This is a genomic window from Microbacterium sp. HJ5 (genome assembly GCF_054824025.1).
In genome coordinates, this window is sequence record NZ_JSYE01000031.1 from 15,278 (window position 1) to 26,975 (window position 11,698).

The 11,698-nt window shown below is 70.1% G+C and carries 10 protein-coding genes; 4 read left to right on the top strand and 6 right to left on the bottom strand.

The genetic code is table 11. The features are described from left to right. Positions 1-65 precede the first annotated feature (65 nt). Positions 66-1,232 (top strand): AI-2E family transporter, encoded by a 1,167-nt coding sequence (locus tag OB08_RS13840; protein ID WP_461475683.1) that lies wholly within the window; start codon positions 66-68, stop codon positions 1,230-1,232. A 116-nt stretch (positions 1,233-1,348) separates the two neighbouring features. Here OB08_RS13840 and OB08_RS13845 read toward each other — a convergent pair whose 3' ends face one another. Together OB08_RS13845 and OB08_RS13850 are read right to left on the bottom strand one after the other, a co-directional pair. Beyond that, positions 1,349-2,524, bottom strand: a complete 1,176-nt coding sequence (locus OB08_RS13845; protein WP_461475684.1) for a lactonase family protein — start codon at positions 2,522-2,524, stop codon at positions 1,349-1,351. 2 nt (positions 2,525-2,526) lie between these two features. Then, positions 2,527-3,813 (bottom strand): adenylosuccinate synthase, encoded by a 1,287-nt coding sequence (locus OB08_RS13850; RefSeq protein ID WP_461475686.1) that lies wholly within the window; start codon positions 3,811-3,813, stop codon positions 2,527-2,529. A gap of 78 nt (positions 3,814-3,891) precedes the next feature. Here OB08_RS13850 and OB08_RS13855 point away from each other — a divergent pair, with 78 nt between their 5' ends. Further along, positions 3,892-4,656: a Pr6Pr family membrane protein gene (locus OB08_RS13855; RefSeq protein ID WP_461475688.1), complete on the top strand. Its 765-nt coding sequence runs from the start codon at positions 3,892-3,894 to the stop codon at positions 4,654-4,656. Between the two features lie 22 nt (positions 4,657-4,678). On the opposite strand, the gene OB08_RS13860 is transcribed toward OB08_RS13855, so the two are convergent. Beyond that, complete coding sequence (locus tag OB08_RS13860; protein ID WP_461475690.1) at positions 4,679-6,058, bottom strand: DUF1254 domain-containing protein; 1,380 nt, start codon at positions 6,056-6,058, stop codon at positions 4,679-4,681. A gap of 91 nt (positions 6,059-6,149) precedes the next feature. Between OB08_RS13860 and argG the strand changes: the two genes are divergently transcribed. Together argG and OB08_RS13870 are read left to right on the top strand one after the other, a co-directional pair. Beyond that, positions 6,150-7,592, top strand: a complete 1,443-nt coding sequence (gene argG / locus OB08_RS13865) for an argininosuccinate synthase (RefSeq protein ID WP_461475692.1) — start codon at positions 6,150-6,152, stop codon at positions 7,590-7,592. Positions 7,593-7,798: 206 nt separating this feature from the next. Beyond that, positions 7,799-10,420: a penicillin acylase family protein gene (locus OB08_RS13870; protein WP_461475694.1), complete on the top strand. Its 2,622-nt coding sequence runs from the start codon at positions 7,799-7,801 to the stop codon at positions 10,418-10,420. A 48-nt stretch (positions 10,421-10,468) separates the two neighbouring features. Here the strand turns inward: OB08_RS13870 and mnhG are convergent, their stop codons facing one another. The 3 genes from mnhG to OB08_RS13885 are packed head-to-tail and all read right to left on the bottom strand — an operon-like array spanning position 10,469 to position 11,666. Next, on the bottom strand, positions 10,469-10,831 hold the full coding sequence (gene mnhG / locus OB08_RS13875) for a monovalent cation/H(+) antiporter subunit G (protein ID WP_461475696.1): 363 nt from the start codon (positions 10,829-10,831) through the stop codon (positions 10,469-10,471). Then, complete coding sequence (locus OB08_RS13880; protein WP_461475697.1) at positions 10,828-11,097, bottom strand: monovalent cation/H+ antiporter complex subunit F; 270 nt, start codon at positions 11,095-11,097, stop codon at positions 10,828-10,830. Before OB08_RS13880 ends, mnhG begins: the two co-directional genes overlap by 4 nt. Next, on the bottom strand, positions 11,094-11,666 hold the full coding sequence (locus tag OB08_RS13885) for a Na+/H+ antiporter subunit E (RefSeq protein ID WP_461475736.1): 573 nt from the start codon (positions 11,664-11,666) through the stop codon (positions 11,094-11,096). The genes OB08_RS13880 and OB08_RS13885 overlap by 4 nt, the downstream gene beginning before the upstream one ends. Between the last annotated feature and the right edge of the window lie 32 nt (positions 11,667-11,698).

The window sequence follows — 11,698 nt, forward strand, 5'->3', positions numbered from 1 at the left end:
CGGCTTCGACGATATCGCCCTTTTCGGATGACACCCGCCCGCGGGGCCGCCCCTAGAGTGTCACCATGACAGACGGTCCCGCAGTCGCGCCCGCCATCGTGAGCGTCCCCATCCCGGCCGAGCCCGCGACGGCGGTCCCATCCGCCGACCTCGACGAGACGGCCGCGGGGCGCCCCCGGCAGATCTGGGCCAACCTCGGGAACCCCTTCGCCGTCGGCCTCACCCTTACGCTCGGCGGGCTCGTCGCGATCGCGCTCGGCGTCGCGTTCATGAACCTGTCGACGATCGTGATGTACATCGGACTCGGCCTGTTCGTCGCGCTCGCCCTCAACCCCGCCGTGAACATGCTGGGCCGCCGCGGCATGTCTCGGCCCCTGTCGATCGTGTTGATCTACGGCCTCTTCGCGATCATCGTCGGGCTCGGCATGTGGTTCATCGTGCCGCGCCTGTTCAATGACCTCAGCACCTTCGTCTCGTCGATCCCCACCCTGATCACGAACTTCGAGGCATCCGACACGTATGCATGGATCGAGTCGACCTTCGGCGACCAGGTATCGGCCATGCTCGACCAGGTCGAGACGTTCTTCACCAACCCCGCGAACCTCGCCGCCATCGCCGGAGGCGCCCTCAAGGTGGGCGTCGGCATCGCCACCGCCATCTCGGGCGGCATCATCGTCATCGTGCTGAGCCTGTACTTCCTCGCGTCGCTGCCGGCGATGAAGGAGTCGTTCACGCAGTTCGCGCCCGCCCGCAGCCGCGGCACCGCGCGCAGCATGATCAACGAGATCACCGACTCGATCGGCGGCTACCTCGTCGGCATGGTGATCCTGGCCTCGTGCAACGCGGTCGTCGCGTTCCTGCTGCATCTGGTGCTCCAGCTGCCGCACCCGGGGCTCATGGCGTTCGCCGCGTTCTGCATCACGCTAATCCCGCTCATCGGCTCGGTCTGTTACTGGATCTTCGCGACCGTGATCGCCCTCTTCACGAACCCCGTCGCCGCGCTCATCTTCGCGATCGCCTACCTCATCTACATGCAGCTCGAGGCGTACGTGCTGACGCCGCGCGTCATGAACAAGGCGGTCTCGGTCCCCGGAGCGCTCGTCGTGATCGGCGCCATGGTGGGCGGAACGCTCATGGGCCTGCTCGGCGCGCTGGTCGCGATCCCGATCACGGCGTCGATCCTGCTCATCATCAAGCGCGTGTTCATCCCGAAGCAGGACGCCAAGGTCTAGGCCCGCGCGGCGCGGCCCTCAGTCGGCGACGACCGCTGTACGTTCCTGCGAACGCTGCGTCGATCGACGGCGCAGTCGCAGGAAATGGCAGCGCTCGCGCAGGGCGTCGGGCGCTCCTAGGCGATCGGCAGGAGGCAGGTCGGCGACGGCGCGGCGGTGCGGTGGCGCACCCGCCCCGGCACCCCGGTGCGCACGTCGAGCGTGAGCGAAGCGACCTCGTCGGAGCGCTGACCGGCCACGAGCAGGGCATCGCGCACCACGACGTGATGGCGCGGCCACTCCACCCCGGAGTCGACGAGCGCCACCGGGCTGAGCGTCTCTCCCGAACCCCGCACCCGCACCGTCGCGATCGTGTTGCTGCCGCGCACGCCGGCGTAGAGGAACTCGCCGTCGCGCGAAGTCGCCAGCTCAGCCGCGGTGTCGCCCGGGAGCACCCCGCCCGCGCCGACGGGCGTGCCGCCGACGACGCGCCACGTTCCGTCCGCCGAGGCGGCGAGCGCGAAGACCTCGCACGAGAGCTCGGCCACGACGTACAGGTGGCCGCTCGGGTGGAAGACCATGTGCCGCGGGCCGCTGCCCTTCGGCAGCGCGACCTGCTGGACGGGGCGCAGGCCGTTCGCCGCCGTGCGCCAGAAGCGCACGAGGTCGAGGCCCATGTCGGTCGAGGCGATGAGCCCGCCGGGAAGGAACACCGTCTGGTGCGCACGCGAAGGGCGAGCGGATGCCCCGTCCTCGGCGTCGCCGGCAGGAGCGGCGTCCGGGGCGTCGTGGTCGGGCACGAGGTGCGCGTACTCGGCGCCGGCGGCTTCGCGCAGCGCGCGTGCGGCCGCGGCCAGGTCGAGGTCGGGGGCGCCGGCCGTGGCGTCGGAGCCGTAGGGGTCGGCGGCCGGCGGCGCCGCCACCGGCGAAGACGGCCGGCCCGCGGCATCCAGCCTCATGCGCACCACTCGGCCATCGCCCCAGCAGGCGGCCAGCAGCGAGGCGCCGTCCGGGGCGACAGCGACGTGACAGGTCGCCTCGCCGGCCGGCACGGCTTCGCCGAGTGGGACGAAGGATGCCTCGCCCGTGCGCCGAAAGGCCTGCACGGCGCCGCGCGCCTCGAGTGCCGCGTAGACGACGTCGAGGGTCGGGTGCGGCGCGAGCCACGACGGGGAGTCGGTCGCGGCGACATCACCGGCGAACGTCAGCGGGCCGCCGGCAGATCCATCGTCGGCCGCGCCGGCGAGCAGCATCCCGATCCCGCTCGCGGCACCGTCCATGTCGGCGGTGTACCCGCCCAGGAGGAAGCGCACCGTCAGTCGATGAGGTCGTGCCGCACGATGACGGCGTCGCGCGCAGCGCCCACGCCGATCACCGAGATGCGTGTGCCGCTCATCGCCTCGAGGGCCAGCACGTACTCCTGTGCCTCGAGGGGAAGGTCGTCGAAGGTGCGCGCACCCGAGATGTCGTCCTTCCAGCCCGGGAAGTACTCGAGGATCGGCTTGGCGTGGTGGAAGTCCGACTGGTTGACCGGCACCTCGTCGAACCGCTCGCCGTCGACGTCGTACGCGACGCACACCGGGATCTGCTCGAGCCCGGTCAGGATGTCGAGCTTGGTGAGCACCAGGTCGGTGATGCCGTTGATGCGCGTGGCGTAGCGCGTGATCGGGGCGTCGTACCAGCCCACCCGGCGCGGGCGCCCGGTCGTCGTGCCGAACTCGAACCCGCGCGACCGCAGGAAGTCGCCGTTGTCGTCGAAGAGCTCTGTCGGGAACGGGCCGGAGCCGACGCGCGTCGTGTAGGCCTTCACGATCCCGACGATGCGGTCGAGGCGGTTCGGACCGACGCCGGCACCGGTCGCCGCGCCGCCGGCGGTCGCCGACGACGACGTCACGAACGGGTAGGTGCCGTGGTCGACGTCGAGCATCGTCGCCTGGCCGCCCTCGAACACCACGACGTCACCCGCGTCGAGCGCGTCGTTCAGGAGCAGCCCGGTGTCGTCCACCATCGGCCGGATGCGATCGGCGTACGACAGCAGGTCGTCGACGATCTCGTCCGCGGTGATGGCGCGGCGGTTGAAGATCTTCACCAGCAGGTGGTTCTTCTGGTCGAGCGCGCCTTCGACCTTCTGACGCAGGATGTTCTCGTCGAAGAGGTCCTGCACGCGGACCCCGACGCGGTTGATCTTGTCGGCATACGCCGGCCCGATGCCGCGCCCCGTCGTGCCGATCTGGCGCTTGCCGAGAAAGCGCTCGGTGACCTTGTCGAGGGTCCGGTGGTACTGCGTGATGATGTGCGCGTTCGCGCTGACGCGCAGGCGCGACGTGTCGACGCCGCGCGCGTGGAGGGCCTCGAGCTCGTAGAAGAGCACCTCGAGGTCGATGACGACGCCGTTGCCGATGACGGCATTCACGCCCGGGGAGAGGATGCCGCTGGGCAGCAGGTGCAGCGCGTACTTCTCATCGCCGATCACGACCGTGTGGCCGGCGTTGTTGCCGCCGTTGAACTTGACGACCCAGTCGGTGCGTTCGCCGAGCAGGTCGGTGGCCTTGCCCTTGCCCTCGTCTCCCCACTGGACTCCGACGATCACGATGCCTGGCATGGGCTACTCCCCCGCTATCGGACGGTTACACCCCATCCTATCGGTGTCGGGCGCCGGGCCCACCGCTAGGGTGGCCCCATGCGATCCATGGCATGGGCTCGTACCTGGTCGGTCATGCGACTCGCGATGGGCCTCGTCATCGTCGCCGCCATCGCGGCCCAACTGACGAAATCGCTCTCGACCGCCGCCGAGCTGGGGCGGGACGCCACCACCACCCTGGTCAACTTCTTCAGCTTCTTCACGATCCTGTCGAACACCCTGGCCGCCGTCATCCTGGTGTGGGCGGCGCTCTGGTACCTCATGCGCGGACGCCGCGCGATCGCCGAGCCGCCCGCGTTGGCCCTCGCCCTCGCGTGCGTGACGACGTACATGGTCATCACCGGAATCGTCTACAACTCGCTGCTGCGCCACATCGAGCTTCCGCAGGGCAGCGCGCCCATCCCGTGGTCGAACGAGGTGCTGCACCTCATCGGGCCGCTGTTCCTGCTCATCGATCTGTTCGTCGGACCGCTGCGACGGGCGCTTCCGTGGCGCGCGGTGTGGGCGATCGTCGCGTTCCCGATCCTGTGGGTCGTGTACACGATGCTGCGCGGCCCGCTCGTGACGAACCCGGCGAGCGGCGCACCGTTCTGGTACCCCTACCCGTTCCTCGATCCCAACGGCAACGGCGGGTGGCCGTCGGTGCTGCTCTACGTCGTCGCGATCTCGGTCGCGTTCCTCGTCGTCGCGTCGCTGGTCGTGTGGTGGGGCCGCCGCGTGGGCGCCGAGCGCGACCTCGACCACGCCACCGGCGACCACGTCGAAGAGGAATGGCGGGACGCCCGCGAGGCCGAGGACGACTGAGGCTGAGGCGCCTCGGGCGGGGTCAGTGGCCGGGCGTGTACCGCGACGCGTCGGACGAGTCGGCGGGGGCGTCGCCCTCGCTCGAACGCGCGGACTCTTCTCCCTCGGCGGGGGTCTGGGTCCACGGCTCGGCGTCGCCGTGCTCCGCGGCCCGGGCTTCGTCGGCGACGGGGTGATCGGATGCCGGTTCGGCGTGGTCGCCGTCGCCGTCGACCTCGTCTGCCGGGACCTCGTCATGGGGGACGCCGTCCGCGGCAGCCGGCGCCGCGTCGCCCGGCGCGTCATCGTCCGGCACCTGATCGTGCGGTGCCTCGCCGCCCGGCGTCTCGTCCTGCGCGACCTCGCCCAGCTCGGGCTCGGGCTCGCTCTCGCCGGCGGCCGGGGCCGTCCAGGCCGCCGCGGGCGCGGCATCCGCTCGCTCTTCCGCCTGCGCAGCGGCGTGTTCGGCGTCACGGTCGCGGCGACGCACCAGGTCGGGCACCTGCCACTCGCCCGAGGCGATCTCGGGCCGAGGACGGTACAGGCGGATGAGGTAGTTCCAGCCCTCGGGGAGCGGGATGCTGTTGGGCTCGGTCGCCGCCCCCGGCGGCGTGAAGTGCACCGTGATCGCGCCGTCCTCGTCGCGGACCCCGGTCACGCTGTTGATCGTGTAGCGGCCCTCGGCGTTGGGCTCGAAGTAGCCGGAGGCGTTGTAGACCGACACCGACCAGAAAGCGTCGACGGGCACGTCGTGCATGGTGAGGTCGTAGAAGCCGACGGGCAGCTGCGGGTCGACACCGACGTACGACGCCTCCGATACGGGAAGGCCTCCCCACCCCGCCGCCGTGCCGATCAGGTGACGGACCGGGTCGACATCCACCTGCGAGCCGAATGTGCGCTCGAACGAGCGCAGACCCGACGCGAGGGAGAGGAGTGCCGTGCGTGTCGCGTCGAGGGAAGCGGTGTCGTAGTCGTCGCGCTCGAACGCGACGTCGGACCCGGCCTCGAGCACGAGACCGTCCTGGATCTCGGCGACGTTCCCCAGGTCGGACGGGTCGTCCGGATCGACGAGGGTGCGCGCTGCGACCAGTACGTAGTCGGCGCCGTATGCCAGCGCGGCCAGGTCGTACGTGCCGGCGTCGTGCAGCACCGCGCGGACGTGGTGATCGCGGTCGACGACCATCACCGAGAGGTAGCGGTCGCCCGCATCGGGCACGGTGAGGCTCGCGCCCTCCGACAGGTCGACGACCGCGAAGCTGTAGAGGGTGTCGCGGTTGAGCCGGATCACCGTCTGCGCGTCGATCGCCGCCGGCTCGCGGTTGTGGCGGAAGGTGTTCACGCCGCCGGCGTCGCGCTGGATGTCCGCGAGCATGCGGTCCGTCTCGGCGCGCACGAAGTTGTCGGCGTTCACGTGAATGCTCATGGGACAACTCTGGCCCACCGGCCGCCGTGGCGCCATTCCGCCCTCGTCACAGCGGAAATGTGCGATCATGCCCCGAACTAGACTGGAGCCCATGTCGAAGGTCCTCCAGTCCCTGCCCGTCGGCGAGCGCGTCGGCATCGCCTTCTCCGGGGGACTGGACACCTCCGTCGCCGTCGCGTGGATGCGCGACAAGGGTGCCGTCCCCTGCACCTACACCGGCGACCTCGGTCAGCCCGACGAAGACGACATCGCGTCGATCCCCGACCGCGCCCTCACCTACGGCGCCGAGCTCTCGCGCCTGGTCGACTGCAAGCCCGCCCTGGTCGAGGAGGGCTTCGGCGCCCTCGCGTGCGGCGCGTTCCACATCCGCTCGGGCGGTCGCACCTACTTCAACACGACACCGATCGGCCGCGCCGTCACCGGCACGCTGCTCGTGCGGGCGATGAAGGACGACGGCGTCGACATCTGGGGTGACGGCTCCACCTACAAGGGCAACGACATCGAGCGGTTCTACCGCTACGGCCTGCTCGCCAACCCCGCGCTGCGCATCTACAAGCCGTGGCTCGACGCCGACTTCGTCACCGAGCTCGGCGGCCGCAAAGAGATGAGCGAGTGGCTCGTCGAGCATGGGTTCCCCTACCGGGACTCGGCCGAGAAGGCGTACTCGACCGACGCGAACATCTGGGGCGCGACGCACGAGGCCAAGACCCTCGAGCACCTCGACGTCTCCCTCGAGACGGTCGAGCCGATCATGGGTGTCCGGTTCTGGGACCCCTCGGTCGATATCGAGGCCGAAGACGTCACCGTCACGTTCGAGGCAGGACGCCCCGTCGCGCTCAACGGCGTCGAGTTCTCCGACCCGGTCGAGCTGGTGTTCGAGGCGAACCGCATCGGCGGGCGTCACGGCCTGGGCATGAGCGACCAGATCGAGAACCGCATCATCGAGGCGAAGTCGCGCGGCATCTACGAGGCGCCGGGCATGGCGCTGCTCTTCACGGCGTACGAGCGCCTGGTCAACGGCATCCTGAATGAGGACACGCTCGCGACCTATCACGAGCAGGGCCGCCGCCTCGGTCGTCTGATGTACGAGGGTCGCTGGCTCGAGCCGCAGTCGCTCATGCTGCGCGAGTCCATCCAGAAGTGGGTCGGCTCGACGATCACGGGCTCGGTCACGCTGCGCCTGCGCCGCGGCGAGGACTACACGATCCTCGACACGACCGGCCCGGGCCTGTCGTACCACCCCGAGAAGCTCTCGATGGAGCGCGTCGGCGACGCCGCATTCGGCCCCACCGACCGCATCGGCCAGCTCACGATGCGCAACCTCGACATCGCCGACTCGCGCTCGCGCCTGGAGCACTACGCCGCGCACGGCATCATCGGCGGCGCGGCGGGCGACCTCGTGGGCCGCGTGACGGCCGGCGAGGCCGACGAGATCACCGAGCGCGCCGAGTCGCAGGATGCCGCGGCCGACGCCCTCGACGAGGCCATCGAAGCGGCATCCGAATCGGTCATGTACGACGCCGGGACGGACTGAACCGGCGGACGACACGGACTGACCTCGCGGACCGGCACGGGTCCTCAGAGTCGGGCCGGATCGACGCGCCGCGCGCGCGATTCGTCGGCTGACCTGGGCCGGGTTACGATGCCACACGGTGCTCGCGCGACCCGAAAGCGCGACACCGGGGTTCGCGGTGCACGGCACCGCGTCCCACACCGGTCCGATCCGAAAGCCGTCCTTCAATGCTGAAGCCCTCCCCCGCGCACGACGACGCCCCCGACGCGGTCGACGAACCGCGCCGACGCTCGGTCGGCCGCACCGTCGGGATCACCCTGTACAGCATCGTCTCGGGCATCGTCGTGCTCGCCCTCATCGCGACGGGCTTCGTGGTCTACACAATCCAGCGCTCGTTTCCGCAACTCGACGGCACGGTCGCCGTCGCCGGGCTGGGCGGCGAGGTGACGGTGCAGCGTGACGTGCTCGGCATCCCGACGATCACCGCCGGCAGCGCCGACGACCTCTTCTACGCCCAGGGGTACGTGCACGCGCAGGACCGCTTCTGGGAGATGGACTTCCGCCGTCACGTCACGAGCGGCCGCCTGTCGGAGCTGTTCGGCGAATCGCAGTTGCCGACCGACCGCTTCCTGCGGACGCTCGGCTGGCGCGCCGTCGCCGAGCAGGAGGTCGCGGCGCTCGACGACACCACCCGCGCCTACTACGAGGCGTATGCCGACGGCGTGAACGCCTACCTCGCCGAGCACCAGGGCGCCGACGCCTCCTTCGAGTACGCGGTGCTCGGACTGCAGAACGACGACTACGAGATCGAGCCGTGGACGCCCGCCGACTCGGTGGCCTGGCTGAAGGCGATGGCGTGGGACCTCCGGTCGAACATCGAGGAGGAGACCGAGCGCGCCGTCATCGCGCCCGACTTCACCGAGGAGCAGATGCAGGAGCTCTACCCCGCGTACCCGTTCGACCGCAATCCGGTCATCGTCCCGTCGATCTCGACCGTCCCAGCGGTCGGCACAGTCGCCGATGTCGACCGCGATGCGGAAGCAGATGCCGCGACCGCGTCGATCCAGTGGTCGGAGGTCGACGGCGTGGTCGAGGCCGTCAGCGAGCTCGTCGGCGGTGTCGGCGAGGGGATCGGCTCGAACTCGTGGGTCGTCTCAGGAGACCTCACGGAGAGCGGCAAGCCGCTGCTCGCCAACGACCCGCACCTCGGGGCCTCGCTGCCGAGCGTCTGGCATCAGGTCTCACTGAAGTGCCGCGTCGTGTCGGAGGAGTGCGCGTTCGACGTGTCGGGCTTCGGCTTCTCGGGCGTCCCCGGCGTCATCATCGGGCATAACGACCGCATCGCGTGGGGCTTCACGAACCTCACCACCGACGTCACCGACCTCTATCTCGAGAAGGTCGACGGCGACAGCTACTGGCGCGACGGCGCCCTCGTGCCGCTCGAATCCCGCACCGAGACGCTGAAGGTCGCGGGCGACGACGACGTCGAGCTCGAGATCCGCTCGACCGTGCACGGCCCGATCATCTCGGGCCTCGTCGACGACTACACCGCGATCGCCGAGGATCCCTACACGGGCAACGGCGGCTTCATCGAGCAGCCGTCCGGCGCTCCCACGGGTGAGTACGCGGTGAGCCTGCAGTGGACGGCGCTCACGCCGGCATCCACCCCCTCTGCGATCTTCGCGCTCAACCGCGCGCAGGACTTCGACGACTTCCGCGGCGCGGCCGCGCTCTTCGCCGTCCCGGCACAGAACCTCGTCTACGCCGACGTCGACGGCAACATCGGGTACCAGACGCCGGGATCGCTGCCCATCCGCGGCGACGGCGACGGCTCGATGCCTCAGCCGGGGTGGGATTCGGCGTACGACTGGCAGGGCTACATCCCGTTCGAGGAGCTGCCGGTCTCGTACAACCCCGACGAGGGCTACATCGTCACCGCCAACAACGCGGTCGTGGGCGAGGACTACCCCTACTTCCTCACCCGCGACTGGGACTACGGCTGGCGGGCCGCGCGCATCGTCGACCTGATCCAGCGGGCGTCGGCGACCCGGCCGCTCACCGCCGAGGACATGCGCGACATCCAGGCCGACAACGGCTTCTTCCTCGGGATGCGTCTGTCGGGCGCTTACGAGTCGATCCAGACGGGCGACGCGGGGACGGATGCCGCGCTCGATCTGCTGCGCCAGTGGGACGCCCAGAACGACGCCGACTCGGCCGCCGCCGCGTTCGCGAACGTGCTGTGGAGTGAGCTGGCCGACAACCTCTTCGTCGAGGGCCGGGAGCACCCCGTCCCGCTGTCGGACCAGGCGCGCCTCTTCCTCCTGGTCGACGGGCTGCTGCGCGACCCGTCGTCGGAGTGGTGGACGAACGAGGCGCTCGGCGTCTCGGGCCAGGAGCAGATGCTGCAGCGCGCGGCGACCGACGCGTACGAGCGGCTCTCCGAGCTCCAGGGCGAGAAGACGTCGAAGTGGAACTGGGGCTCGCTGCACGCGCTGCCCCTCGTGAGCGACACCTTCGGCTCGTCGGGCATAGCGCCGATCGAGTGGCTGTTCAACCGCGGCCCGTTCCCCGTCGGCGGAGGATCCTCGGTCGTGAACGCGACGGGCTGGGTCATGGGCGAGGGCTTCGCCACGGTCACGGTCCCGTCGATGCGCATGGTCGTCGACCTCGCCGACTTCGACGACTCGGGCTGGAACCACCTGACCGGCACGAGCGGTCACGCCTTCCACCCCAACTACATCGACCAGACCGAGACGTGGCAGGAGGCCGAGATGACGCCCTGGGCGTACTCGCGCGACGCCGTGGCGGCCGCCACGACGAACACGCTGACGCTGGTCCCCGCCGGCTAGCCCGGCCGGCGTCGGTGCCGAGGCAGACTCCGGGCAGCGGGCGGCGGGTCAGCCGCCGGCTGCGGGCGGGGTGCGGCGCGAGTCGGCGAGCTCGTCGACGTACAGGCCCGTCTCGTCGATGGTGCCGTTGCGATAGGCCTGCCGGCCCACCATGTGCGCCGACAGCGGCGCCGTCGCGAGCTGGATGAGCACGATGGGCACGAGGAACGCCACGACCGGCCACGACCGCAGCGACAGCGCGATCGCGAGGCAGATCAGCACGAGGCCGAGCACCTGGGGCTTCGTGGCGGCGTGCAGGCGCGTGGGCACGTCGCGGAACCGCAGCAGCCCGATGGCCGCGGTGAGGCACAGCACCGCCCCGATGAGGATCAGGATCAGCGCCGTGAGGTCGAGTGCGTCGTCGAGTGTCATCTCTCGGTGTTGTCCCTCCGTGCGACGAACCGGGCGATCGAGATCGACCCGAAGACCCCGACCGCGGCGATGATCAGCAGCACCGGCAGTGACCGCGTGTGGTGGTTGATCGCCATCTCCGCGCCGAGCACGCACATCACCTCGGTGAGCAGGACGTCGGATGCCACGGCCCGATCCAGGATGGACGGTCCGATGATGATGCGCCACAGGGTCAGCAGCGCGGCGACGCCGAACGCGACGTAGATGGCGATGAGCAGCACGTTCACGAGGCGCCTCCCTTCGGCGCCACGGAGCCGGGGGACGCGGCATCCGCTCTCACCATCGCCACCTGCGCACGCGAGCCGACGGCCATCACGATGCGCCGCTCCCATTTCTTCACGCTCGCGCGCTGCCTGTCGACGTCGCGCTGACTGCGCACCCCGATCACGTGGAGGTACAGGATGCGCCGGTCGCGATCGGTGTCGACGATGAGCGACCCGGGGATGAGCGAGGCCGTGACCCCGGTGTGCGTCATGATCAGGTCGTCGTCGGTCACGAGCTGCACCGCGATGACCGCGGTACCGGGCTGGCGGCGGAGATCCAGCACCTGCGCCGCCACGGTCAGCGATCCCTGGACGAGCGCGACGATGAACTCGAGCACGAAGATCGCGCCGTACCAGAGGTTCACGCGGCCCGAGAGCTCGACGGGAGGCAGCCGGAAGACGCGGGTGACCACGATCGCGGCGACGAGGCCCGTGAGGAAGGCGACCCACGTGAACTGCCCCCACAGCAGCATCCAGAGCGCGATCAGCCACACGAAGAACGGCAGCTGGCGCCACAGCTGCGTCAGCAGCATCTTCTTCTCGGCGCGGGGCGAGTCCTCGTTCA